Raw genomic sequence first — 26,172 nt, 5'->3', positions numbered from 1 at the left:
TCTGCGGCAAAGCATCCATGCAGCGCTCACGGACAAAATGCAGCTTCCGTCCGCTGCGGCCACGGAGGCGAAGGTCCTGCACGAAGACTTTTCGGCCAAATACCCCCTTGCCATTCTGGTCGCGGAGGACAATCTGGTTAATCAGAAGTTTATCGACTATGTGCTGAGAAAGCTGGGGTACGGGATTGTGATCGCCAACAATGGAAATGAGGTGCTCGACAAGTTGTCGCAAGGCTCATTCGACCTCATCTTGATGGATGTACAAATGCCTGAAATGGATGGCTTAGAGGCGACCAAGGCAATCCGGCATCAGTACGGGCCTATGCCTTACATTGTCGCCCTCACCGCCAATGCGATGACTGAGGACAGAAACAACTGCCTGAGTGCCGGAATGGATGATTATATGTCCAAACCGATGAAGCTCGATGTGATCAAAACCGTACTCAAACGAGCATTCTACAAGATTCACCATCTTCAAATGGATGTATAGCCTGGGGTACATAATCATGACTTCTGGTGATATTTTTCAATAAAATGGTCATAAAATTATAAAAAACATCAAAATACAGTCAGTACTAATCAAAACAAGGAATGTTTTTAGCATTATTTTGCTTTAAAATTGTATTGTGAAAATCGATCGATTTATACGTATTAGTTTTGATTCGTTGGTAATAGAAATACTACCCGACGAGGTTTTATACATTTTTGGGAACAAATCACAGCAAACACATGAAAACAGCAAATCATTCTTCCTTTTGGAAATTACTCTGAGCCGCCAGGCAGTTTAGAGTTCCGTCAATGCTTCTGAACGAAGCGTCTTAGTCAATGATGCTACGAAGCCGCGAGGTTGTGGAAGGTAGCCGCTCTGCTCTATTTCCGGTTTAAATGGAACAATGGCAAGCGTTACGAAGCTTCCGGGTAGTATCAGATGTATCAACTTCAAAAAACAGGATGCCTATGGAGGTGGAAGATAGCAGTTGGTAAGTTACGTGTATACTAAACCGTTCGTTTTTTTTTGAGCCAAGTAATCTGGCTGTGTGATATGACCATATTTTTTCGAAACATTCTGACTGATTACGGAATCGGTTAGCATGAAATGATATTGCCCAAATTTCCGAATCTCATCTTAACAATTTAACTCTATGAACAGAACTATACAAAGCTCCATCATGGGGCGTTGCGGGCTTTTTTGTGCCGTAGTGGTCACAGGAATGCTAGTATCCCGGGCCCCGGTCCAAGCCGCAAAGGCTTTCGGAGCAGCCAGGCCCAATGTCAATCTTCGGATCGACAAAACCCTGACGGGCAAGGTTGTGGATGAAAAAAATGGCCCGCTGCCTGGTGTGAGCGTGATCGTGAAAGGAACCAGCAAGGGAACAACTACGGGCAGCGACGGAAATTTTACGCTGACTGTGGAAGATGCTGCGCCCACGCTTACATTTTCCTTCATTGGTTACACTTCTCAGGACGTAGCGATCGGAAACCAATCATCATTCAATGTAACATTGGTGCCCAGCAGCGAGGAACTTACTGAGGTTGTGGTAGTTGGGTATGGTACCCAGTCATCCGCTGCGGTAACGGGCGCGGTGAGTAATATTCAGGCCAAGGACCTGATCCGGACCCCTTCCATCGGAACTTCGGATGCCCTGGTAGGCAGGGTACAGGGTATCACCGCGCGGAAGGCCGACGCCCGTCCCGGTGCGGCCACCTCGATCCAGATCCGGAACCTGGGTACTCCGCTCTACGTCATCGACGGTGTACCTTCTGATGCTGGAAACTTCAATAACCTCGGCCAGAATGACATTGAAAGCATTTCGATATTGAAAGATGCTTCGGCCGCCATTTACGGACTTCGGGCTGCAAATGGGGTGGTGCTGGTCACCACCAAGCGTGGTAAAGCAGGCGACGGGCCGGCAAAAATCAATCTTTCGGGTTATTATGGTTTACAAAACTTCACGCGCTATCCGAAGCCTGCCAATGCGTATCAGCATATGCGCGGCCTGGTGGAATCGGACGTGAACCAGGGGCGTGTACCTACCATTACACCGGAAGAACTGGCAAAATGGAAAGCGGGAACTGAAAAAGGCTACCAGAGTTTTGACTATTATAAAATGGTCATGCGTCCGAATGTGCCACAATTTTCTTTGAACGCCAATGCCTCCGGTGGTACCGAAAGGATCAGTTATTTCCTGTCGGTAGGTCACCTGAGCCAGGATGCGTTGATCCGTGATTACAGCTTTAAGCGTACCAACATTCAGGCGAACATTGAATCCAATATCACTAAAAAACTGAAAGTAGGAGCACAGATCAGCGCCCGTATCGAGGACCGTTTTCAGGTGGGGGTACCCGGTCTGGACGATTACTTCAATCCATTCCTGAGCATTTTCACCATGTGGCCGACCGAACGTCCATACGCCAATGATAACCCCAAATATATTAATCAGACCCATAATGTGAATGTGAACCCTGCTACCTATAAAAAGGAAGTAACGGGGTACATTGACGAAATAGACCGGGTTGTGAAAGGTAACTTTTATGCTGAATACGACTTCGCATTTGGCCTGAAAGCAAAAGGTACCTACTCGTATCAATACCGCAACTTTGATTTCGACGGCTTCGAGTACACTTATGACGCCTACTCGTACGACAAAGCCAATGACACCTATAATGGGGTAGCAGGCGGTGGTAACCAAAACCCCTGGCGTGAACGTCGGAAAAGGAATGTAGTGGACCGTTTCGCACAGTTTCAGTTGAATTATAGTAAAGCTTTCGGCGACCACGAGCTATCCGCTGTTGCGGCTTATGAGCAGTCGGACAATGTGAACACTTATATGATCGTGCATACGGTGCCGCCTAATAATTATGTTCCATTGATGTCATTTGCCAATCAGGACTATCTGCTGGACGAGTGGAGTACGGAGGCCAGGGCGGGTTACATTGGCCGGGTAAATTATAGTTACAAACAAAAATACCTCATTGAAGGTGTGGGACGCTATGACGGTTCATTCCTTTATGCGGAAGGAAAACGTTTCGGTTTCTTCCCCGGTGTATCGGCGGGCTGGCGCATTTCGGAAGAGGGTTTCTTTAAAGGAAAGCTTGAAAAAGTATTCAGCAACCTGAAAATAAGGGCTTCCTATGGTCGCACGGGTAGTGACAGACTCGCGAATGATGCGTTCCTGGTGGCGCCGTTCAGTTATTTGCCAGGTTACAACTTTTTGCAGGGAAGCGCCATTTTCAATGGTACCTATAATATTGGTGTAAGACCAAGAGGGTTGCCGATCACGACATTGTCCTGGATCACCAATATCTCTACCAACATTGGTTTGGATTTCGGTTTATTAGGAGGGAAATTAAATGGTCAGGTTGATATTTTTGAAAGAAAAAGAGAAGGACTTCCGGCTGCACGTTACGATGTGCTGCTGCCGTCCGAGGTAGGTTATACGTTGCCGAATGAAAACCTGAACAGCGATACGCACCGCGGGATCGAAGGTGTGCTGACGTACAAAAGTTCTGTGGGCCAGATTGACTACACCATCAGCGCCAATGCAACACTTTCCCGCCGCCGTGACCTGGATTTCTACAAGCCACGCTTCGGGAACTCTTACAACGAGTACCGCGACTCTTTTGTGGACCGCTGGGGGAACATCAACTGGGGCTACCAGGTAACAGGGCAGTTTCAGTCGCAGGAAGAAATAGAAGCGCATACGGTCAATAACGACGGCCAGGGCAACAGGACGCAGTTACCGGGAGATTTCATATATAAGGATGTGAATGGCGACGGGATCATCAACAACCTCGACGAACGTCCGATCGGGTATGCGGAAGGAGCCAATCCATACCTGAGCTTTGCATTGAATGGCAGTGTTTCTTACAAAGGCTTCTCCATGTTCTTTGACTTCGCCGGTGCGTCGCTTCAAAGCTTCCAGCGCAATTTCGAGCTGAAAATTCCTTACCAGAACAATGGTACCTCGCCGCATTTTATGCTGGAAGACCGCTGGCACCGTGAAGATCCGTTCGATCCGAACAGTAAGTGGATTCCTGGAACCTATCCAGCATTGCGGAAAGACAATTCGAGCCACGTTAATTTCAGGAAAAGTGATTTCTGGATTACCAACGTCCGGTACATTCGTCTGCGTAACATTGAGCTGGGCTACAATTTTGACCAGAAAATTTTGAAAAAACTGGGACTGCGCATTTACGTCAATGCCAGCAACCTGTTCTCGATCGACAATGTGAAAAAGTATGAGATCGATCCGGAAATTTCGTCAGGTAACGCGCTCGTTTATCCGCAGCAGCGTCTGTTCAATGCAGGCTTTAATATCACTTTTTAATTCCAATCAGCTATGCCACGATTTTCAAAATATATCCTAGTCTTCGCGATCCTCATTCTTTCGGGATGTGCAGAAGAATGGCTCGACAGAAAGCCGCAAAACATTATTCTGGAAGAACAGGTCTGGAACGATTCGAAAATGATCACCGGTCTGCTAGCCAACTACTACGATCGCTTGCCGGCGCATACGTCGCTCACCACCGGCTGGGCCGAGTTTGCCGCTTATGATGAAGCCATGTGGTCAAACAATGACGACGGTCGGAATAACATTGTTTCCTATCCTTTCGATCGCTGGCGGTATTGGGATTATGGCCTGATCAGGGACATTAACCTAGCCATTGAAAACATCGAAAAATTCAGTACTTCGTTATCTGAGACTCAAAAAACGCAGTTTTCTGCTGAATTCCGTTTCCTCAGAGCATTTGTATACTTCGAATTGGTGAAGCGCATGGGTGGAGTGCCACTGGTAACAAAGCAACTCATTTACGATTACAATGGCGATCCTTCCTATCTTCAATTGCCCCGCAGCAAAGAAGAAGAAGTTTACGACTTCATCGCCACGAAGCTCGACGCGATCAAAGAACAACTTGGTAATGGTGGCAGCAATACCCGTGCTAACAAGTTCACGGCCATGGCATTGAAAAGCCGGGCAATGCTTTACGCGGGATCAATTGCCAAGTACAATAATCTGCTCGCATCGCCGATCAAAACCCCGGGTGGCGAAGTAGGTATTCCGGCAGCACGGGCCAATGATTATTATGCCAAATCACTCGCTGCATCTGAGGAGATCATCAATAGCGGAGCCTATCAGCTTTACAAAACGAACCCGAATCTGGGTGAAAACTTTTATGACGCGATTACCAAGAAATCAGCCAATCCAGAAGTAATTCTTGCGCAGGATTTTCTGGTAAGTAAGGACAAAAGACACGGGTTTACCTACGACAACATTGCCCGTAATGTGCGTGAGGACAATCTTTCGTCCTCGTCCATTACGCCGTCGCTGAACCTGGTGGAAGATTTCGAATACCTGGACGGTACCTCGGGAGAGTTGAAAACCAGGAACGCGGGTAATACTGACTACATTTACTACGACAACGTTCAGGGGATTTTTGCAAACAAAGATGCGCGTCTTTACGGTACGGTCATTTACCCGGGCACATCCTTCCGCGGCACACCTGTACAGATACAGGCGGGCGTGAAAGTCTGGAACGGAAGCGCTAACAGCTTCCAGAACGTTGAATCCAATACATTAGGATCTACTTACGAAGACGGCGGCCTCCTCACAGGTTCATCCGGTCCGCAGCGTTCACAAACCGAGGTGACCAACTCTGGTTTTTACCTGAGAAAATATGTGGATCAAACCGCTATGTCCAGTACCCGCGGTATCCGCAGCGATATGTGGTGGATACGGTTCCGTTTAGGAGAAATTTATCTCAATGCCAGTGAAGCTGCATTTGAATTAGGACAAAATACGAATGCATTGAAATACGTAAACCTGGTTCGCGAGCGCGCAGGATTTGGGGCCAACAGCCTTAAAACGCTGACATTCGATCGGTTGAAAAACGAGAGACGCGTGGAGCTGGCTTTTGAAGATCACCGCGTTTGGGACCTGGTACGGTGGAGAACTGCTCATGAGGTGTGGAACGGAAATAACGCCAATCCTGATGCCGTGATTTACGCGCTGTATCCGTACCGCGTTGTGCGACCAGGACACGCCACGCACGGAAAATATGTATTTGACAAACTGGTGGCCCCGCGTTTCCGCGCCCCAAGGTTTTTTCAAATGGGCAACTATTACTCGTCCATTGAGCAGCTTGTCATCGATAACAACCCAAAAATCATTCGGAACCCATTCCACTGATCCATTTTATGAAAACGAAAATATTCTCTACGGCGCAACTTTTGCTGGGTGTGCTCACATTTGCCACCATGCTGTCGTCCTGCGAAAAGGATAACCGCCCCGAACCCAGGTCTGTTTTAAAAGGCCGTATTGTTTACGACGGTAAGCCTGTCAATGTACGTTCCAATGGTGTACAGCTGGAATTATGGCAGCGGGGCTACCAGTTATTTACCAAAATTCCGGTTTACATTAATCAAGATGGTACTTTTTCAGCTTCCCTTTTTGACGGAAACTATAAGCTGGTACGCTTGCCTGGCAATGGTCCCTGGCTGGATAATAAAGATACCATTGAAGTAGAATTGCGTGGCACCAAGGAGTTGGACGTTCCGGTTCAGCCTTATTTTGTTTTTCAAAATGATACCTACTCGAAAGGGGAAGGGAAAGTGTCTGCTACGTTTACATTGAAGCAAACAGATCCTTCACGTACCCTGGAAAGGGTCAATTTGTACATTGGCAAAACGACGATCGTCGATCCTAACAACAATGATGGCAATGCGCAGGAGGTAGCAGCCAACATGACCGATCTCAGCAAACCAATCTCGCTAACCGTAACGCTTCCGGCCGCATTAGCCGGCCGCGAGTACATTTATGCCAGAATCGGTGTGAAGACGTCCGGAGTAGGAGAAATGCTGTTTGGAGCGCCTCAGAAGATCATGTTGAAGTGATGGTGTGGGGGTTCTAGTTTGTCGCATTGAGCGTAGGCGGTCGCTGCTTTACCATCAATTAATTTTGTAATTAATTGTTAATCAAATGTTTACTTTGTCAAACTGAGCGCAGTCGAAGTACAGATGCACGATGCAAAGGCGCTGTACCATGCTAGTAACGTCCTTCGACTGCGCTCCTGGATGACAAAATAAAAAACCAAAAAAACTTTCAAAATGTTTTGTACCGATCGGTAAAGTATTGTACATTTGTTTCATCAAAGAGATCAAAATGGCAGGCAGACCTAAAATATACGACGAATCGGAAGCATTGGACAATGCTGTGAAAGTGTTTTGGGAGAAGGGCTATGAAAATGCCTCTGCCAATGATCTGCTTAAAGCGATCGGCATCGGTAAGGGCAGCTTTTACCTGGCGTTTAAAGGTGGTAAGCAAGAGCTGTTTGAAAAATCAATGCAGCGTGTGGTGGACCAGAATTTCAAAGAGTTCAGGAAGGCCGTCGTGAATTGCGATGATCCGGTCAGGCTGGTGAAGGACTTCTTTTTGTCCCTGGCCGGGGCGGATTCTCCGATCGGGAACCAGGGCTGCTACTTTGGAAATGCTCTCGTTCAGATCAGCGGTCACGAGTCTGGATTGAAAATGATGGCGGCGGAAAACCTGCAACTGTTGGAAACCATTTTTGCGGAAGCGATGCGTCGCGGTAAAAAACTAGGTCTATTGCAAACGGAGCAATCACCCGAAATGCTGGCGTCTTACCTGATCAACCTGTGGAACGGATTTAACGTGACAAAAAGAATGGAGAATGATCACGGCAAGTTGCTGGATTTGATCAAAATGAATCTCAGAGTAATCGAATAAATTTTTTTATCCTATTTTGTACCAATTGGTACAGTATTATCTATTTTATCACTTTTAAATTTAAATACAATGAAACGCAATGCAACAGCCGTTTGGCAAGGAGACATTAAAACAGGTGCCGGACATTTGACCACCCAGAGCACAACGCTCAACAAAACGCAATACTCATTCAATAGCCGGTTTGCGGATGGGGTAGGGACCAACCCGGAAGAGTTACTGGCAGCAGCCCACGCTGGTTGTTTTACCATGAAGCTGGACCTTGACCTTACTCAGGCCGGTTACCAAGTGGAGTCGCTTGAAACACAATCTGTGATTACATTGGACAACGGCAAGATCACATTGTCGGAACTGACATTGCAAGCAAAAATCCCGGGAATCGCGGAGGACGAATTCCAGAAAATTGCCAAAGGAGCCGAAGAGACTTGTCCGGTAAGCAATGCATTCAGCTTCGAAATCAAACTGAACGCCACATTGGTTTCATAGTTAAAAACGTAGGCCTTCTCTATTTTGACAAGAGAAGGCCTTCCTATTCAACGATATTCTTCCTGAATTTTTTCGAAAGAAACCCAGAAATTCTCCGGCGTAGTTCCATTCAGGTTTGCTTCCAGAACGCCCAGGTGCGTATGCCATCCCGCCGACACATTCTGTCTTGTCGCTTCGGAATCCGCGAGTTTCCGGTGTGTTAGTACCAGCAGCACCCCGCCTTTTGCTTCTGTGAGTTCAAAGGTTACTTCCGAGTCGTCGTGCCAGGTAAATGTCAGTAAGTGAGGAGGATCGACCTCAATGACCTTTCCTGTAAATGTGTGCCCTGCTTCCATTGCTTTGTGCATTTCTGGTATAGTCCCCGGAAGCGGGCTCAGCTCGCTGTGCAAAAAATGCAGGGTTACCATGCCACCTGCAAAAAGCTCCATTTCACCACGCGCCAGCCATTTGCCGCGCTTGTCGGATTCTGTCACATAGGACCATACTTTTTCGATTGCGCTGTCAAAAAAGCGCTCAAAACAGAGTACTCCGGGAGCAAGTATTTTTCCTTTTCCAGTCATGATGATGTCTCGTTTAAGATAGGGAAGCCAGCTGGATCAGATTGCCAAAAGTGTCTTCAAAAATGGCTTCAATGCCCCAGTCGGTCTTTTTAGGGTCCTTACGGAATTTGACGCCTGCCGCCACCAGTTTACTATGTTCGTCATAAATATCCTCTGCTGAAAATGTCATGATCGGGATATTTGCCTCATAGAGTTGTTTTTGATAAGAAGACGCGATGGGGTTCTCGTTGGGTTCAAGCATCAGGGAAGTTCCCTGCGGATCAGCGGGAGATGCCACAATCGCGATCATTGCTTCCGGCACATACATCTTCTCAACGAAGCCCAGCACTTCCGTATAATATTTGAATGCCTTATTCACATCACTTACATAAACGCTAACCATCTCAATTTTCATGACATCAATTTTTAGTGAAAAACATTACTCCCGACCGGTTTTTAGTCTCTATCAACATTATATAACCGTTCGGTTATTCAAATGTATATATTACCATTCGGTTTGTCAAGAAAATTAATTCATCCGTTTGAAAATTATACCTGATTTTAAGTTTTGAATGCGAGAACCATACTCGACTGGGGATTACCCTCTGAGATAGGATAGAGTATTGTGCAGCAATGCTGCAAATTAAAGAAGGTAGTCATTTTTATTATGAAAACCTCACATACTCCGGTCAGGGAGGCAGGCATTGCATTTCGTCATGTTGAAAGAAATGCAGTGATTGCATTTTGAAGATTACAAACAAAAATCAGCTAACCGCTAACCAACCTGAAAACGGATATGAAGTTCAAGAATCTGCTTATTATTGCCCTTACTTTATCTAGCAACCTGCTTTTTGCGCAGAAGGGGAAACAACTTTTTCCGGAGATGCCAGGCATGGTATCGTTTACGTATCGTTCGAGCTTGTCCAAAGATGCTGCGGCTACGCTAGATACATTGAAAGGGTTGGGAATCAAGGATATGGAATTTTCCAGTCTGTTCGGAAAAACGGCCGCGGAACTCAGAAAGCTGCTGGACGAGCGTGGTATGAAATGCTCCTCTTTTGGGGTAAGTTATGAGCAGGCACTGAATAAAACGCAGGAAGTAGGAGAGAATGCCAAAACGCTGGGTGCCAAGTTTGTACGTGTGGCCTGGGTGCCTCACAAAGGTGCATTTACACTCGCCAAGGCTGATAGTACGGTAGCAGATTTCAACACGATCGGGAAGAAATTAAAGGATGAATTTGGCCTCACATTCTGCTACCATAATCATGGCTACGAGTTCGAAAAGCATGAAGACGGCACATTAATGGATTACATTATCAAGAAAACGGATCCTAATTATGTAAGTTTCGAACTGGATATTCTTTGGGCATTTTTTCCTGGCGGCGATCCTGCTGGTCTGCTCACGAAGTATCCGACACGTTTCAAACTCATGCACATGAAAGACCTGCGCAAAGGCGTGGTGGGAAACTTGTCGGGCGGCACACCAGTAACGAATGATGTTGCCCTGGGGACCGGGCAGTTGGACATTCCGGCCATACTGAAAGCTGCTAAAAAGTCGGCGATTGAGCATTACTACATTGAAGATGAAAGCCCGAGCTACGCTACACAAGTGCCGCAGACGATGGCTTATCTGAAAAGCCTGAAGAAATAAACTTGCAGGTCCTTTGGCCAGGCGATATCTCAACTATCGCCTGGCCATTTTTTTTTGTCTGCCGCTACCATCCCTGCGATGCGTTCCCATCCTGAGAAAAAAATTGACTCATTTGAAAGCATTAGTTGCGAATGACTGTCAACATAATTCAAATACACTATGCGACGGCGGATGATTTTCTGTCTTTCAACGGTTGCCAATGATACCTGGCTCTTCTAAGTTTGCAGTGGATCCGGTAACTGCGATTTCTTCTCAACTCTTCTGATTGCTTCCTAATTGACTCATTGATCATTCATTAAAATTCGAAATGAATATTTCATTTCATGGCGGAGCTATGCTTTTACTTTTGATTTTCCTCCAATAATATTTTTACAATGACATTAAAAAAACATTGCACACACAAATTCTTAATGGTAGCCGTGGCACTGATTTTCTCGTTCCACAGCACTTTGTATGCACAGCAAAAATTTGAGTCCAATCAGTATATCAACCGAAGTCTGGTCACAGCTTCGCCGGTTGCATCAGGATTTGGTGTTTTTGGCGATACTCCTGTCAGCCATTTTACGGGGACTCCCGACATTCTTATTCCACTCTATCAGGTAGCATACAAGGAGCTTTCTATTGATTTGAGCCTGCGCTACCATCAGGCCATTGGCACGAAGCCGGATGCATTTCCAGGAATTACAGGTAATGGCTGGATGCTGAATACGGGCGGTGTTATAATTCGGGTATCGAGAGGAACAACTCCTTATAATTTCCCGGATAATGTTCCGGTCCCGGTTAATTTCAATCCTACGAATGATCCAAACTGGTCGTCGGCGGCGACTATGCAAACCCATCTGAAGAATCAAACCGTTTTCGTAAATGCAGAAGGCCGCTATGATGAATACCAATATAATTTTGGCGGACGTACTGGTAAATTTTATATAGACCATACCGATGCATTACGTATGAAGACCGAGCTAGGTGAAGATATTTTGGTGCAAAAGGACCCCGCTCTGAGTTATAAGGAATTCACGATGCCGATAGAGCCGCAGCTCCCGCTTTCGTGTCTGGCGACAGGAGTAGCCTACACGAACATAATCAAGCAACGCAATTTTGTATATAAATTCACTCTGACCGACAGTCAGGGAGTCAAATATACATTTGGAGGAACCGATCAGTCCATTGAATTTACACGGCCCGGCATGATTTATAACGGGTTTGATTTGAAGGACGAAAACACCCTCCCTACAAGTTGGTATTTAACCTCGATCGAATCTCCAAATGGATACAAGATTGACCTGAACTACAAGAGGGACAAATTTTATATGACCAGTGAAGCCTATGTCAGCGATAGGATTATTCTGCCCGGTAAGTTTGCCGACAATGACAATGCTCCAAAAGGAAAGATCATCAAAAGCACACTGTATCATCCCTGTTATCTGGACGAAATTGTTACGCCCATCAGCAAAGTCAAATTTAACTGGAGCATTGCCAATCAGCAATTGGGATACACGTTCAATGTGGTGAATCCGCCTCTTCCTAATTGCGGTGCCGTACCCGCAGATTTGCATAGCCAGTTTCATTTTACCAAATATCCGGAGATCAGGGATGCGACGATCACTGGGCGGTTTCCAAACAAGCTGGACAATTTTGTGGTGTCCAACTCGGTTGGGGTTCGCAAGAAGAAAGTAGAATTTACATATACCAATTTGGTCACGACCAGGCTTAAATTGCTGTCTGTTAAATTAAGAGGTGACTCGGATACTCCCCAGAATATTCCTACTTATAGCTTTGAATATAATCCGCTTGCGCTACCCGAATATCTTTCCTACAAGACAGATGATTACGGATTTTACAACAACAAAAACCCATACATTACCTCTTCCGATCCAATATACTATTATAATCTGTTCACCAATGCAGCTACGCGACAGCTTTACCTGGATTCCCGTAAACCTGATATCAACTTCACCAAAGCAGAAGTGCTTCAAAAAGTGACCTACCCGACGGGCGGGTATACGGAGTATGAATTTGAGAACCATGAATACGGCCGCACTGCAAAATACTGGCCGGCATCGATCCAGGAAAATGCAAACGGAACCGTATATACAGGAGGGTTAAGGATCAAACGGATCAGTCATTATGATTATCTCAACCACAAAGCCACCGAGAAAAAATACTTTTACAAGCTTAATTATGCTGCGGCCGATGGATCTTCCAGCGGTATTTTAAGCTACGAACCCATTCATTTCGCTTATTTCAATGGTGTAGTGCAGGCACCTGCGAAGTATGCCGGGACACCCGGAGCACCCAATTTCGAGGGTAACATCACCTACACCCAATATAGTACAGATGCCTTGAATGCGATCAGCAACAAAGGCAATCATATCAGCTACTCGGAAGTGGCGGAGGTGGACCTGGATGGCAGTTATAGTGTTTACAAGTATAAGAACTACGACAATGGATACCACGACAAGGCAGCCGAAAATGCAGTATCTGATAATGCCAATGTAGGGGACTTCTGGAAAGAGGATGAGATGAACAGTATGGAACTGGAACGTGGACAAGTATTGTCGGAACAATCCTATAATAGTGCTAATTCCTTGAAGCAAGATGCGGCCTACGGCTACAACGATGATGCAAGCCGGTTCAATTCCCATGTTCGCCGGATCAAAATGGTACCTAATCCGATTTTTACGGCCAATTACCCTTCGATACGCTACACCGCGTCATTAGTATATTCGTATTATCCATTCCTGAAAACTAAAACCACAACCCGTTATGAAACAGGCGGTATCATTGCCGACGCCGTCACAACTACCTATCACGCACCCAACAGATTAGTTACTTCTCAGACTTCGGTAGATAGCAAAGGGCAAACCGTGGTGATTTCGTATAAGTACCCACACGATTATCCGGCGGATCCGGTCAGTATGGCAATGACCAACAAGCATATGATTGCGCCTATGATGGAAACCAAAACTACGATTGCGGGTATTCAGGAGAATCTTGTGCAAACGCCCTACTATTCACCGTCGGCAAACATTTATGTTCCGCAAGAGGTGAAAGTGCAGAACGGTTCGGGTACTTTGGAGACCAGGTTGCAATTTACTCAGTACGATTCGCGAGGGACCCTGCTGGAACAGCAAAAGCCCGGCGATGTGAAGGAAAACTTTCTCTGGGGTTATTTCTCACATTTTTTGTTAGCAAAAATTGTGGGCAGTGATTTTGCCACCATCAATTCGTTCAATAATCAGTCCATTTTAGATAATGCGGAAGCAAGTGACCTGGCCGTTCCTGCCACACTTAGTTTTATTCGCAACGCTTTGGCCACTTCCAACCCGGCGGCACAAATGACCAGCTATACGCACACAAATGCGTCGATAACCGGCGTCCGAACTGTGACTAACCCGAATGGGAAAGCCATTCTCTATCAATACGATTCCTTCGGAAGGTTGAATAGTGTGCACAACACGATTGGGTCAAACGACCCGGGTAGTATCCGTGCGTCATATTGCTATAATTACGCAGGACAACCAGTGGATTGTTCCATCCTCGCCCCAACTGGCAGCATTGCCGCAACTTCCCTGGCGCTTTTGGGTGATGCAGCGCTTCCTGTCACTCTGATCAGTTTTGAGGCGACCAAGCAGGAAAACATCGTAAAATTGATTTGGTCAACAAGCTTCGAAACCAATAGTGACCGGTTTGAAGTCGAGCGGAGCATGGATGGGAGGCAGTGGCTTAAAATTGGAACGGTGTCATCCAGGGGAGAAAGTAACGCGGAAAATCAATATTCTTTTACGGATAATAACCCAATCAAGGGCAGCCCCAGCAAAGGAGAGAATCTGTACAGATTGAAAATGGTAGATGCCGACGCTACATTCGCTTACAGCCGAATCCGAAGCGTGGTTTTTGGACAGGGGAGCGAAGTCTCCCTATACCCGAACCCCATCACCATCGGAGAAGAACTTAGCGTGCTGACAGACGACATAGGCCAGATCGCTGACGTCAGGATCTATGATAATTCAGGGAACCTGGTGCACCAACTGCCTGCTTCCAAGCGGATCGATACCCACAAACTGCCAGCCGGTTTATATGTGGTGCTGATCACGTATACGGACGGGAGTGTGAGCTCGCACAGGGTTGTAAAGCAATGAAATTCGACTACCGATAGCTGCCCGCCGGGAGCCCAAAAACACACTATTAATATTGAAAAACCAATGAAGCATCTTAGTAAATATATGATTATGCTACTGGCATTTCTGGTGCCCCTCCTAGTACGATCCCAGCAGACTAACAGCCAGAACTACGTTATTTCCAAAATCTATAAGCAAGCCGGTGCTAATGAAAACGATGTCAGCCAGGTTATCACTCAAGTCCGGTATATCGATGGGCTTGGCCGTCCGTTGCAAAACGTAGGTGTGAAGCAAAGCCCGACCGGTAATGACCTTGTTCAACCCATTGAATATGATAACATGGGGAGAAAAGCGAAAGATTACCTGCCTTACGTTGCCGCTGGGAATGGCGCCTACCAGGCAAACGGGCTAACTACTGTGGCTGGCTGGTACACAGCGAACAGTGCCGGGCTTCAAAAGTTGGCTGCAAATGACCTGGACAGGCCGTTTACGGAAACATACTTTGAACAGTCCTTCAACAGGCCTTCGGGAGGGCGTGCGCCAGATAGCAGGAGCGCCAATTCCTCCATACAATATTCAGTCAATGCAGCAAACGAAGTAAAACGGTACGATTACAGTGTAGGGGCCAACACAATTGCTCAAAATGGGACTTACAGTGTAGGTACTCTTATAAAGGTTCAGGATACAGACGAGCAGGGCATTGTTACGAGCCAGTACATGGATAAATCGGGGCAGTTGATTTGTAAGTACGAACCGGCAACCGGTTATACCTACTATGTTTTTGACAATCGCGGATTGCTAAGAGGTGTTTTGCAGCCTAAGTTCCAGGATGATGCCAACTTTGGAAACTATGCGTTTTTGTATGATTACGATTCTCGAAACCGGGTCGTCAGAAAGCAAATCCCCGGCGCCGGTGCGGTGGAAATCGTGTATGATAAGTTCGACAGGCCCGCATTGTCCCGCGACGCAAACCAGTTAGCGAGAAATGTATGGGGTTTTACAAAATATGATTCACTGAACAGGCCCCTTGCAACCGGAGAAATAGCATCAACAGATACCAGGGCGCTATGGGTAACGACCATGAACGCAATTGTGACTCATCACGAAACAAGAAACAATGCGGTAATAGCAGGCTATTCATTAAACCAGACCGCGCCAACAGGAGCCAATGAAAGTAACTTGCTGACCATTACATTTTACGATGATTATGCATTTTCAAAACCTGCCGGATGGGCTTTTGTGCCGACTTACTACCCGGGTTTTAATGGAAAAGTGAAAGGCGAGCAAACGGGTGGGAGGGTAAGAATGCTGCCTGGTAACGGAGCGGTCGGTGGCTGGCTTTCAACTGTCACTTATTATGATACGGAATACCGTCCGATCCAATCTTTACGCCAGTTACATGACCTGGGCGCGACCGCATACGAGCGTATTTCGATCAAATATAAATATGACCTGGCATCCGTTGTGGAAGAGCAAAAAACGGAGCAGGTCCTTTCCGGTGCCATCACTCATACGCACCTGGCTACGTATACTTACGACCATGGAGACCGGATGCTGAGTGTAAAAGAGAAAATAAGTACCGGTACAAAGACGAAAGAAGTGTTCACAGTTGCCCAGCGGTACAATGATCTTGGCCAACTGCAAAGTAAATGGCTGCATGCTTATGGCTCCGGCACGAAATACCGCCGCCGGATCGATTTTACCAACAATATCCGCGGCTGGCAGACAGATGCGAAAACAGTTTACAAGCCAGCGGCAGCCGAACTTCCCTTTTATGCCACACATGTCAGTTACAGAAACGGCGCAAATTACAGCAATGGCAGTGTGGATTCATTGGCCTGGCGGGGGAAGGACGAAAACGCGTTTTCAGCAGGTTTGAAATTTACCTATGATGGCGCTAGCCGCCTGACGGGCTCTACCGGGATATTTGGCAATGCGAATACCGAAAGCGGCATCAGCTACGATAAAAATGGCAACGTTACGACGCTGACCCGCAGTGGTGTTGCGGTAGATAATCTCATATATACTTACGTCGGCAATCGGCTTTCGGTCGTTGGCGATGCTTCCGGAGATAATACGGGTGTGAAGAATGGCGGTAGCAATTATTTGTATGATGCCAATGGTAATATGCTGAGCGACGGTAACCGGGGAGCAACTCTAACCTACAATTACCTGAACCTGCCCAAAACTATCACGATTGGCGCCAACCCCGCATTGACCTACGACTATGATGCGTCAGGCGCCAAGCATAAATATGCGAATAGTGCGGACGCCTTTATAGCCAAGTATGCAGGCATCATTGAATATGACGGCTCGAATGCGTTCAAAAGAGCAGCGACCTCAGAGGGACAAGCGATACTGACCTCGGATTCACTCACATTCAATTATTACATCAAAGACCACCTGGGCAATGTAAGGATCGTTTTTAATGAGAATGGAGAGGTATTGCAGAATACGGAGTATTATCCTTTTGGGCTGGCGATTGCAAAGGACTCTCCGATACAAACTCCGGCTGCTAGAAATTCGGTAAACCGCTACCTTTATAATGAAAAGGAGTTACAGGTCGGGAGTGGGTATCTGGATTATGGGGCGAGGATGTATATGCCGGAGATTGGGCGGTGGGGTACAGCGGATCCGCTGTCGGATATATCCCGAAGATTTTCTCCTTATACATACGGTAATGATAACCCACTCCGGTTTATAGACCCGGATGGAAGATTAGCAGGTGAATCCCAAAAAGGAATATTACAAAGGATTTTCGATTTTCTCGGACTATTCCAAAAGCCAAAATCCCAAGAGGAAGCTGCTACCTATGCCAACAGGCAGGAGAGATTTAATGAAACCGTTGGTACATTAGAAAGGGCATCAGATGATTTAAAAAGCAAAGCAGAATGGGTACCTTTCCTGGGCGCTATTACTGATATTAGCCAAGGAGCGGTTAAGAAGGATAATACGCAGGTGGTTTTGGGAATGGCTTCGTTGGTCGGGGATGCTTTGCCGGGAGAAGGAAAGCTCGGATTTACGTTAACGAAGCATGGAGAGCTCACAAATGGAGTTTATACAGTTTCTCAGGAAGCAATGAAAAAGCATTTGTTTGGAAGTGTTCAGGGAAAGAGTGTTTTTTATCCTTATTTGAACGCTAGTGAGGCGGTTCTAAAAGCAGCACAATATGCTGATGAAGCGGGCCTATGGATTGGTAATAAAGCAAAAGTACCAGTGATAAACACTAGTATTGGAACATTAGGGAATGGGCAACCCACATATATTATTAATGTATATAGAAACTCTAATGGATTTATACACGGCTCACCAGGGTCAATTAGATAATTATGAAGGATATAACGAAATACATTAGAGAGTCGGCCTCTCAAAGCATTATATGGTCGTTCGGCGTATTATTTGATGTTATTGAGCACATGCGAATTATAGGTTATGATATCTCCTTTTGGGAAGAGGAAGAAAACTGGGTTGTTCTTTACAGAGAGAATGAAATTGTAGCGTATTTGTGGAGAAAATATCCTCTAATATTTATAAATTATCGATATTCGATTGTCATTCAGGAGGCTCTAAGGGAATATAATTTTATCACAATTATTGAAGTTGATGATTTTACTGATAAAAATTTGAAAATGGATTACGATGGGGTAAAGGAAGTACTAGATTATAGATCAATTTCAGATTTTTTTTCTGTTGAGGATTTATGGTTTCATACAAATATCCAGTAGATGTAATTATTAATGAGAGAATATTATTGTAGAGTATGTGGTCTATTCAATTACTACACAAATACCCAATGCCTAAGAAATCTAATTAAACATACAAGCGTTAATGGTGTCGAATTAACTAAGATCTTAAAATAATTATGAAAAGTAACTCTACTAGACATGCTAAATTCCTAAGAGTGGATATAAAAGCCGACTTTACAAAGTTATTTGAGGAAATTGGCGAAATCGAGAGAAATATCATTACCAGAAATTCTAAGCTTGTATTAAATGAATCAATGATAATATGTTTTTTTATCTAGTGATAAATATTGGTGGGTATTAAAAAATTTGAAAATAATTATAAATAAAAATAACAGAAATATTAGTATTCAACTAAGCGAAATAAGGAATGTTGAAATAAACGGAATCATTGATGATGAGGTAAGTGAGCAAAATTGTAGAAGTTTAGACTTAGATATTAGTGATAGTGAAAGCGTAAAATTGATTTTAGAATCCGGAACATGGCACGCTATGTATAACATATTTAAGTTTGTTGTAGGTTAGGAATTACCAAAAAATTATGAAAGTAATTTGCAAATTCAATGACCCTTCCAACGTTCCATCCAATATCCCTAATGATTTTGACTATGGACTTTGCATCGGAAAAGAATATATCGTAATGGGGATACTTACTTTTAGGAGGTCAAATGCCCTGCATTTTTTGGTTGATGAAAATGGTCGACCGGGTTGGTTTCCTTTTCAGATTTTTACTATCTCAAGCAATGAGGTACCTGTAAATTGGTTCTTCAATATTAATTTAGACGATATACATGTTGATTATTTGAATCTTCTATGCTTTGATGAACTCTGCAATAAAAAGGACTTTTTTAATCAGTTATTGGAACGAGACGAAGAGGCTACGAAAATATATTTTCAACGAAAAATTGAAATGGAAAACACCTAATCAATAAATTCAGAGGGACTTTGACTAGGCAAACCCTCAGCAGAAACCCACAAAAAAAAATAAAAACCACCACACTTGTGACCTCCAAAACAAAACCCCGTCATAAGGTAAACATATAACTTATGACAAATTCTCGACTACACTTCGATTTTGATACAGCATCCCCGCTGTTTGACGCTTTTGAGCGTAAAGCTGTTTCGTTGGACCTCCGAGAAGGTGCCCCCGTTTTCTATCCGAATCAGATGCAGGATAGTCTGTACTTTATAAAAAAAGGAGTCATGAGGAGCTACATTCGGCATAATGATGTCGAAATGACCCGATGGTTTTATTCGGCCGGGGATCTTGCTTACTCTGCGCTGAGCGTATTCCATGGGCTTCCTTCTGACATTTGCCTGGTTGCTGCATGCCCTTCGATCGTTATGCAAATTTATAAAGAGGACTACTGCAAATTATGTGATGAATTTCCAGATTTTAGACACACTGTCAACGACTTACAAGCCAGTTTTTTATACAGATATGCTCATTATAACGATTCGGCTAAAATGATGCTGCGTATTGAACGGTACCGGAAATTTCTGGATGAATTTCCGCTCGTGGCCGCACAAGTGCAGGTAAGGCACATGGCTAGTTTTCTTGGAATGACACCTGATACGCTTTCCAAAATCAGGAAGCAAATTCAAAGCTACGCTCCCCGTAGAATGACCATGATATAAATCCAAGAGCTATTGTTTTCCAGGTTTATACACGAACCTGGCTTGGATAGCCCGCATTAAAAGTCCAAATTTGCGGTTCATAGGAACATTTGATGAGGCTGCATTTTTGGAGTTTTTTATTGGTAGCTGCGTTAGGAGCATCATTTCTCTCGGTGCCTGCATGTCATGCGCAAAAAATATTGGACAAGTATGTATCCGTTTCCGTTAAAAATCAATCTGTTTCGGCAATCTTAAAATTGGTTGAAGAGCAGGGTCGGTTTAAGATTGGGTACAACAGTGATATTATTTCCAGCGACAGCATTGTTGGTAATTTCGTCAGGTCCGGCTCGGTTACTCAGGTGTTGGATGCATTGTTGACCGGCAAATTTCAGTACAAAGAGAAAGGCGATTATATCATTATTCAGAGAGCGGCGAGAGAAAAGTACTATCAGATAGCAGGCCAGGTGCTGGATGGCGAAACGGATAAACCGGTCGATTATGCCAGCGTATATTCCATGCAGCAACTGGTTTCTACGCTCACCGATGATGCCGGGGCTTTTAAAATTCGTCTGCGCGACCGGAATTTTCCCATCACTTTAAGTTTAAGCAAAGTAGGGTACGCCGATACCTCGATCGTGATCAATTCCGAGGCCGATACTGACCTCAAAATGCTGATTTATCCGAAAGCGATTGACCTGGATACCTTGGTCATCACAAATGCGAATTCTAGTAACTTCTGGCTGGCCAGACTATTAGTGTCTTCCCGCCTCCGCGCGCAAAGTCGCAATATTGGCCGGTTTTTCGTGGCATTGCCATTTCAGGCGTCTTTGACTCCCGGGCTGAGCACGCATGGGAGAATGAGTTCTCAAATCATCAACAAGGTTTCTATTAATATTTACGGAGGTTACACGGCTGGTGTGAACGGCGTTGAGATCGGCGGTCTTTTTAATATTTCAAAAAAGGATGTCAGATATGTACAACTGGCTACTACATTCAATATAGTGGCCGGGCATTTGACTGGAATTCAGGTGGCTGCCATTTACAACCAGGTGCTGGATTCACTCAATGGAGTGCAGTTAACAGGAGTCGGCGGCGTGATCAAAGGGCATTTGGAAGGGGTTCAGGCCTCTTTTGTCTTTAATAGTGTTTTGGGCAGTATGAGCGGCGCCCAACTTGCGCTTGGTGCGAATGTGGCGACTGGAAATGTAAAAGGGGTGCAAATGAGCATATTAGGTAATGTCAGCCAGAAGAATGTAAAAGGTCTCCAGCTGGGCGTATTTAATTATGCCAAGAGATTGAAAGGCGTTCAGGTGGGCTTTATCAATCTGGCGGATAGCTCGTCGGGTTATAGTATCGGTTTTCTGAATATTGTTAAAAAAGGAAGCGGCTCCCTGTCTGTACATGCCAATGAGCTGGTTCCGTGGAATATCACCTGGAAATCCGGGAGCCGTAAATTGTATAATATATTGACGGTCGGATCATCCCTGAACAGTGCGCACAAAGCATACGTGTACGGCTTTGGACTGGGCCGTCAATTTATTTTAAGTGATAACCTGAAATTGTATACGGAACTGGAACATCTGGATGTTTACCTCGGAGACGTGAAACCTCAATCGGTTTTGTACCGTTTTCAGGCTATTCTGGATCTCAAAATCAGCAAGCAATTCACATTGAATGCAGGTCCGTCGTTCTCACTATTTTCTTCCGGACAAAAGGAGTTTAAAACGGGGTATCAATCTTTCTCCGATAAAGGATTTTTGCGTTTTAATGTCAATAAGTACTCCAACGCCTGGGCGGGTTACCAATTTGGCCTGAGTTGGAATTATAAACAATGAAACTCTAACCCGCTGTTTTATTCAAAAACCGATATAAATACGGAGCCTTGTTGGCTGCGCCGGTGAACTTCTTTTCCAGACGTTCCAGTACATTGAGGTCCAGGATCTTTTTCTGAAAATTGTTTCGCGCAAAAGGTTTGTCAAAAATGGTTTCGTAGAGTTCCTGGACATCTTTCATCGTGAATGTTTCCGGGAGCAGGTTAAATGCGATGAGCTTTTCATCAAGATTCAGGCGAAGCGTTTCAAGCGCTTTTCCCACGATGGCATTATGGTCGATGATCATGTCCGGCAGATCCTTGATGTTGTACCATTCAATGGATTCGTCCAGATCTGTGTTTTGAGGGACTACCTTATTAATGTCCACCAACGCGTAGTAGCCGATCGAAACAAATCGCTTCGTAAACCAGTCATATTCTTTTCTTTGAAGCCATTCTCCTGTCAATTCGTTGGAGTTGAGTTCAATGAGTTTCTCGATGAATTTGAGACTGTTCCTTGACGCCTCTCCAAAAATGAAGAACTGTTCGAGGTAAATTTCCCCGATCCCCGTTCGCTGTTGTAGAATCCGGTGAGCGGCTACGTCAATGTCTTCTTCCTGATAAATAAAACCGCCGGGCAGCGCACAAAAATCTCCTTTGAAAACGAGCTTGGGCACTAATACTTTAAGCTGCTTGTCGTGATAACCGAAGATAACGCAGTCTATCGAAAGCTGCTGAATGTAATTCTCTTCACTGGGATTGCGCATAACGAAGGGTTCAGGGGTGAGGGTAACACGCTTTTAAGGCTTTACAAAATTACACAGACAAGTTAGAAATCGAGCATCTGTCATGGCAGTAGTCAAAAACCACAATCGAGTAACTGGTACTATACAAATGTATAATAGAAAAATATTTATTGTCTAGTTTTTAGACAATAAATAAAATAAGCATAGATTTGTCAGACCGAATTAAAACTTACTTATTCCGATGAAAGTAAAATCTTTGCTTACCAGTGTGCTGCTTCTGAGTCTTTGGCTGGTGTTCCATGGTGCTGAGGCTCAAACTCCTGCAACCCATTTGCTGGTATTTAGTAAAACCGCTGCGTTCAGGCATGCCTCAATCAATGCGGGTAATGCGGCGCTGCTCAAACTGTCGAAAGAAAAAGGCTTTGGTATCAGTTTTACAGAGGACGCGATGCAATTCAATGAGAGGAACCTGAAAAAATTCAATGCTGTCATTTTCCTGAACACGACGGGCGATATCCTGAATAATGAGCAACAGACTGCTTTTGAAAGGTACATTCAGGCAGGTGGGGGATATGTAGGAGTCCACGCTGCGACGGATACTGAGTACGACTGGCCGTGGTACGGGAAGCTTGCGGGCGCCTATTTTCTGGATCATCCAATGACCCCAAGCAATGTGCAGAAAGGCAAATTTATTGTTACCGAGAAAAACCATTGGGCTACCCAGGGCATGCCCGACGAGTTTGAAAGAATGGACGAGTTTTACAGTTTCAAAGACATTTCTACCAATATTAAAGTCGTCGTTAAGATTGACGAAAAGAGCTACATAGGTGGTAAAAACCCTGATTTTCATCCGATTAGCTGGTATCAGGAATTTGACGGAGGCCGTTCGTTCTACACGGCTATGGGCCATACTGACGAGACCTTTTCTGAGCCACTTTTCCTGAACCATCTTTTGGCGGGGATTATGTATGCTACGGGCGGCGATGCACCGAAGCCTGTTGATTTTTCAAAAGCGAGACCAGAGGAAAACCGCTTTTCGAAAGTGATTTTGCAAGAAAAATTAGACGAGCCTATGGAACTGAGCGTGCTGAACGACGGACGCGTGCTGTTCATTCAGCGGAAAGGGGAGGTAAGGCTTTATAATACCAAAACCAAAGAGCTGAAAACGATCGCCAAGATTCCGGTGAGTACCAAATATAAAAACAAGGAAGGTAAAGAATCAATGGGTGAAGACGGACTTCTGGGATTGAACAAAGACCCGAATTTCGCTCAGAATCATTGGATTTATCTATACTATTCAGTTCCCGAAGAGCCAAAGAATGTGCTCGCCCGGTTTGAATTAAAAGGCGACGAATTGGATTTTAATACAAAAAAAATACTCCTGGATGTGCCTACGCAGCGCGAGGAATGCTGTCACACAGGCGGCTCCATTGCCTGGGATAAAGCAGGTAACCTGTATCTATCGACGGGAGACAATACCAATCCACACGGCTCTAACGGTTATAGCCCGAGCGATGAACAGGAAGGCCGTATGGCCTGGGATGCACAGAAATCTTCGGCCAATACCAATGACCTTCGTGGTAAGATTATCCGCATTACACCACAGGCCGATGGCTCATACACCATTCCCGAGGGAAACCTGTTTCCAAAAGGTACTGCTCTGGCGCGTCCTGAAATTTACACAATGGGTCACCGGAATCCATTCCGAATTGCTGTTGACCAGAAAACGAGCTACGTATATTGGGGAGAGGTGGGGCCTGATGCGGCTAAGCCCGATTCGAGCAGAGGACCTGCCGGGCACGACGAGGTAGGGCAGGCGCGTAAGGCTGGTAACTTCGGCTGGCCGCATTTTGTAGGAGATAATAAAGCCTATACTCGATACGATTTTGCAAATAAAAAGTCACTGGAAAAATGGGATGTGAATGCACCCAGCAATACTTCACCCAACAATACGGGACTAAAAGTACTTCCACCCGCGCAAAAAGCATTTATCTGGTATCCTTACGGAGCCTCCAAAGAATTCCCGCTGACTGGTACGGGTGGCAGAAATGCGATGGCTGGTCCCGTTTTTTATTCGGATGATTTCAAAGGCGCTCAGCATTCTTTTCCAAAATATTACAATTCTAAAATCCTGACTTACGACTGGATGCGGGGCTGGATCATGGCCGTGACGATGGATAAGGAGGGTAACTATATGTCAATGGAGCGCTTTATGCCAAGTTATAAGTTCTCGAATCCGATGGACATGGAATTTGCCGAAAATGGTGATTTGTATATGCTGGAATATGGTACCGGCTGGTTTTCTGCGAATGATGACGCCCGTTTGATCCGCATTGAATACAATGGTGGTAACCGCAAGCCACAGCTGCAAATGGTCGCCAATAAAATGGGCGGGGCTGCACCAATGGCATTGAAATTGAGTGCAAAAGGAACTGTTGATGCTGATGACGACGCGTTGGCTTACTCGTGGAAAATCACTTCGAAAAATGGTTTTACCAAACTCATCAATACGCAGGATGCGAATGTAACGCTCGCCAAAACAGGCATTTACAAAGCGATATTGACCGTAAATGACGGCAAAGGTGGCGTAAGTACGCAATCCATGGAGATCACTGTGGGCAATGAGCCGCCGGTACTAAGCCTGGAAATGCCTATGAGCAATAAATCGTTTTATACTGCGGACAAGCCATTTAATTACGACATCAAAGTGTCGGATAAAGAAGATGGTACACTAGAAAAAGGCATTGATCCTGAACGTGTTGCTGTGAATATTGATTACCTCGCCGAAGGTTACGACAAAGTAGCCATCGCGCAGGGACACCGGTCGGCGGACGCTGGTGCGGCGTTTAGTAGCGGCAGAAAACTGATTGAGGCAAGTGATTGCAAAGCATGTCACGCCTTGGACAAAAAATCCATTGGCCCTGCTTATCGCGAGGTGTCGCAGAAATATAAGGGAGATAATTCGGCGGTGGAGAAACTGACGAAAAAGGTCATCTCAGGCGGAGGCGGCGTGTGGGGAGAGACAGCCATGGCAGCGCACCCGCAGCTATCGGCAGCTGATGCGTCCGAAATGGTGAAGTACATTCTGAATGTGGTGAATGAGAAACCCAAAGAAAAATCATTGCCGGTGAAAGGCAGCTACAATGCAAAACTTCCTTCCGGAGATAAGGGCAAAGGTATATTCATTGTGAGGGCGGCTTATGAGGATGGAGGAGCAGGCGGACTTCCTTCTTTAAAATCGGAGCAGTCGTTTGTACTGAGAAATGCGAAAATCGATGTGCATGGTTTTGATGCGTACGACAACATCATGAAGATTTCCAACGGTGGAATGAACCTGGCCATTGCTTCCAAAGCAGGTGCTTATATGGTGCTCAAACAAATTGATTTGAATGCCATTACTGCACTGAAATTACAGGCCATGGCGCCAAAACCCCAGCTGAATGCCGTTGGCGGGAAAGTTGAGTTACGGCTTGACAGTCCGACCGGTAAACTGGTAGGGGAATCGGAATTCCTGGAACCTTCTGACAAGCTGGACTTTAAACCAACATTGCTGACGGTACCTGTTAAGCTTACCGACAAGTCAGATGGCAAGCTTCATGATGTTTACGTAGTTTTCGTCAATCCCAAAGCCGAAGAGCATTCATTGATGTTGGTGATCGGATCCGAATTTGTACTCGGTTCTGATGCGCAATGAGATTTAAGAAATTTTAAAGTTGA

General features: G+C 45.3%; 18 protein-coding genes. 14 read left to right on the top strand and 4 right to left on the bottom strand.

All coding sequences use genetic code 11. The annotated features are described in order from the left end of the window. On the top strand, nucleotides 1-490 hold a 490-nt coding region (locus ABIO93_RS24310; protein ID WP_348072556.1), incomplete at its 5' end, for a response regulator. Between the two features lie 294 nt (nucleotides 491-784). Here ABIO93_RS24310 and ABIO93_RS24305 read toward each other — a convergent pair. After that, complete coding sequence (locus ABIO93_RS24305; protein WP_348072554.1) at nucleotides 785-943, bottom strand: hypothetical protein; 159 nt, start codon at nucleotides 941-943, stop codon at nucleotides 785-787. Nucleotides 944-1,142: 199 nt separating this feature from the next. On the opposite strand from ABIO93_RS24305, the gene ABIO93_RS24300 reads away from it, so the two are divergent. From ABIO93_RS24300 to ABIO93_RS24280, 5 genes are all read left to right on the top strand, one after another. Next, a complete protein-coding gene (locus ABIO93_RS24300) occupies nucleotides 1,143-4,328 on the top strand; it encodes a TonB-dependent receptor (RefSeq protein WP_348072552.1) in 3,186 nt (1,061 codons plus the stop codon). A 12-nt stretch (nucleotides 4,329-4,340) separates the two neighbouring features. Further along, nucleotides 4,341-6,188: a RagB/SusD family nutrient uptake outer membrane protein gene (locus ABIO93_RS24295; RefSeq protein ID WP_348072550.1), complete on the top strand. Its 1,848-nt coding sequence runs from the start codon at nucleotides 4,341-4,343 to the stop codon at nucleotides 6,186-6,188. Between the two features lie 8 nt (nucleotides 6,189-6,196). Further along, a complete protein-coding gene (locus ABIO93_RS24290) occupies nucleotides 6,197-6,892 on the top strand; it encodes a DUF3823 domain-containing protein (protein ID WP_348072548.1) in 696 nt (231 codons plus the stop codon). Nucleotides 6,893-7,160: 268 nt separating this feature from the next. Further along, complete coding sequence (locus ABIO93_RS24285; RefSeq protein WP_348072546.1) at nucleotides 7,161-7,745, top strand: TetR/AcrR family transcriptional regulator; 585 nt, start codon at nucleotides 7,161-7,163, stop codon at nucleotides 7,743-7,745. A 69-nt stretch (nucleotides 7,746-7,814) separates the two neighbouring features. After that, nucleotides 7,815-8,228, top strand: coding sequence for an OsmC family peroxiredoxin (locus ABIO93_RS24280; RefSeq protein ID WP_348072544.1), 414 nt, complete (start codon nucleotides 7,815-7,817; stop codon nucleotides 8,226-8,228). 47 nt (nucleotides 8,229-8,275) lie between these two features. Here ABIO93_RS24280 and ABIO93_RS24275 read toward each other — a convergent pair whose 3' ends face one another. Both ABIO93_RS24275 and ABIO93_RS24270 read right to left on the bottom strand, forming a co-directional pair. Then, a complete protein-coding gene (locus ABIO93_RS24275; protein WP_348072542.1) occupies nucleotides 8,276-8,788 on the bottom strand; it encodes an SRPBCC family protein in 513 nt (170 codons plus the stop codon). Between the two features lie 13 nt (nucleotides 8,789-8,801). Further along, a complete protein-coding gene (locus ABIO93_RS24270; RefSeq protein WP_348072540.1) occupies nucleotides 8,802-9,182 on the bottom strand; it encodes a VOC family protein in 381 nt (126 codons plus the stop codon). Nucleotides 9,183-9,563: 381 nt separating this feature from the next. On the opposite strand from ABIO93_RS24270, the gene ABIO93_RS24265 reads away from it, so the two are divergent. The 7 genes from ABIO93_RS24265 (at nucleotide 9,564) to ABIO93_RS24235 (ending at nucleotide 21,734) form a co-directional block, all read left to right on the top strand. Further along, the gene (locus tag ABIO93_RS24265) at nucleotides 9,564-10,418 is read left to right on the top strand and encodes a sugar phosphate isomerase/epimerase (protein ID WP_348072538.1); all 855 of its coding nucleotides are present in this window, start codon (nucleotides 9,564-9,566) and stop codon (nucleotides 10,416-10,418) included. A gap of 374 nt (nucleotides 10,419-10,792) precedes the next feature. Next, the gene (locus tag ABIO93_RS24260; RefSeq protein ID WP_348072537.1) at nucleotides 10,793-14,560 is read left to right on the top strand and encodes a T9SS type A sorting domain-containing protein; all 3,768 of its coding nucleotides are present in this window, start codon (nucleotides 10,793-10,795) and stop codon (nucleotides 14,558-14,560) included. Between the two features lie 63 nt (nucleotides 14,561-14,623). Next, a complete protein-coding gene (locus ABIO93_RS24255) occupies nucleotides 14,624-17,866 on the top strand; it encodes a DUF6443 domain-containing protein (RefSeq protein ID WP_348072535.1) in 3,243 nt (1,080 codons plus the stop codon). A 2-nt stretch (nucleotides 17,867-17,868) separates the two neighbouring features. Beyond that, the gene (locus ABIO93_RS24250; RefSeq protein ID WP_348072533.1) at nucleotides 17,869-18,264 is read left to right on the top strand and encodes a hypothetical protein; all 396 of its coding nucleotides are present in this window, start codon (nucleotides 17,869-17,871) and stop codon (nucleotides 18,262-18,264) included. A gap of 559 nt (nucleotides 18,265-18,823) precedes the next feature. Next, entirely contained in the window at nucleotides 18,824-19,207 is a 384-nt protein-coding gene (locus tag ABIO93_RS24245) for a hypothetical protein (protein ID WP_348072531.1), read from the top strand. A 122-nt stretch (nucleotides 19,208-19,329) separates the two neighbouring features. Beyond that, nucleotides 19,330-19,920, top strand: a complete 591-nt coding sequence (locus ABIO93_RS24240; RefSeq protein WP_348072529.1) for a hypothetical protein — start codon at nucleotides 19,330-19,332, stop codon at nucleotides 19,918-19,920. A gap of 92 nt (nucleotides 19,921-20,012) precedes the next feature. Then, nucleotides 20,013-21,734 carry a carboxypeptidase-like regulatory domain-containing protein gene (locus ABIO93_RS24235; protein ID WP_348072527.1) on the top strand — a complete coding sequence of 574 codons (1,722 nt, stop codon included), beginning with the start codon at nucleotides 20,013-20,015 and terminating at the stop codon, nucleotides 21,732-21,734. A 4-nt stretch (nucleotides 21,735-21,738) separates the two neighbouring features. Here the strand turns inward: ABIO93_RS24235 and ABIO93_RS24230 are convergent, their stop codons facing one another. Next, nucleotides 21,739-22,476, bottom strand: a complete 738-nt coding sequence (locus ABIO93_RS24230) for an NUDIX hydrolase (protein ID WP_348072525.1) — start codon at nucleotides 22,474-22,476, stop codon at nucleotides 21,739-21,741. A gap of 220 nt (nucleotides 22,477-22,696) precedes the next feature. Between ABIO93_RS24230 and ABIO93_RS24225 the strand changes: the two genes are divergently transcribed. After that, nucleotides 22,697-26,149 carry a ThuA domain-containing protein gene (locus tag ABIO93_RS24225; RefSeq protein WP_348072523.1) on the top strand — a complete coding sequence of 1,151 codons (3,453 nt, stop codon included), beginning with the start codon at nucleotides 22,697-22,699 and terminating at the stop codon, nucleotides 26,147-26,149. Nucleotides 26,150-26,172: the final 23 nt, after the last annotated feature.

Origin of the sequence: Dyadobacter sp. (assembly GCF_039919315.1) — a bacterium.
In the GTDB taxonomy this organism is placed as follows: Bacteria; Bacteroidota; Bacteroidia; order Cytophagales; family Spirosomataceae; genus Dyadobacter.
The sequence above is the reverse complement of the archived record's forward strand: the minus strand, read 5'-3'. Positions and strand labels throughout refer to the sequence as shown.

Excerpts from the sequence above, each read along its gene's own strand:
- ABIO93_RS24250 (WP_348072533.1), top strand. The coding sequence starts at position 17,869 with ATGAAGGATATAACGAAATACATTAGAGAGTCGGCCTCTCAAAGCATT.
- ABIO93_RS24245 (WP_348072531.1), top strand. The coding sequence starts at position 18,824 with ATGAAAGTAATTTGCAAATTCAATGACCCTTCCAACGTTCCATCCAAT.
- ABIO93_RS24235 (WP_348072527.1), top strand. The coding sequence starts at position 20,013 with ATGAGGCTGCATTTTTGGAGTTTTTTATTGGTAGCTGCGTTAGGAGCA.
- ABIO93_RS24280 (WP_348072544.1), top strand. The coding sequence starts at position 7,815 with ATGAAACGCAATGCAACAGCCGTTTGGCAAGGAGACATTAAAACAGGT.
- ABIO93_RS24270 (WP_348072540.1), bottom strand. The coding sequence starts at position 9,182 with ATGAAAATTGAGATGGTTAGCGTTTATGTAAGTGATGTGAATAAGGCA.
- ABIO93_RS24230 (WP_348072525.1), bottom strand. The coding sequence starts at position 22,476 with ATGCGCAATCCCAGTGAAGAGAATTACATTCAGCAGCTTTCGATAGAC.
- ABIO93_RS24295 (WP_348072550.1), top strand. The coding sequence starts at position 4,341 with ATGCCACGATTTTCAAAATATATCCTAGTCTTCGCGATCCTCATTCTT.
- ABIO93_RS24240 (WP_348072529.1), top strand. The coding sequence starts at position 19,330 with ATGACAAATTCTCGACTACACTTCGATTTTGATACAGCATCCCCGCTG.
- ABIO93_RS24255 (WP_348072535.1), top strand. The coding sequence starts at position 14,624 with ATGAAGCATCTTAGTAAATATATGATTATGCTACTGGCATTTCTGGTG.
- ABIO93_RS24285 (WP_348072546.1), top strand. The coding sequence starts at position 7,161 with ATGGCAGGCAGACCTAAAATATACGACGAATCGGAAGCATTGGACAAT.
- ABIO93_RS24275 (WP_348072542.1), bottom strand. The coding sequence starts at position 8,788 with ATGACTGGAAAAGGAAAAATACTTGCTCCCGGAGTACTCTGTTTTGAG.
- ABIO93_RS24300 (WP_348072552.1), top strand. The coding sequence starts at position 1,143 with ATGAACAGAACTATACAAAGCTCCATCATGGGGCGTTGCGGGCTTTTT.
- ABIO93_RS24225 (WP_348072523.1), top strand. The coding sequence starts at position 22,697 with ATGAAAGTAAAATCTTTGCTTACCAGTGTGCTGCTTCTGAGTCTTTGG.
- ABIO93_RS24290 (WP_348072548.1), top strand. The coding sequence starts at position 6,197 with ATGAAAACGAAAATATTCTCTACGGCGCAACTTTTGCTGGGTGTGCTC.
- ABIO93_RS24260 (WP_348072537.1), top strand. The coding sequence starts at position 10,793 with ATGACATTAAAAAAACATTGCACACACAAATTCTTAATGGTAGCCGTG.
- ABIO93_RS24265 (WP_348072538.1), top strand. The coding sequence starts at position 9,564 with ATGAAGTTCAAGAATCTGCTTATTATTGCCCTTACTTTATCTAGCAAC.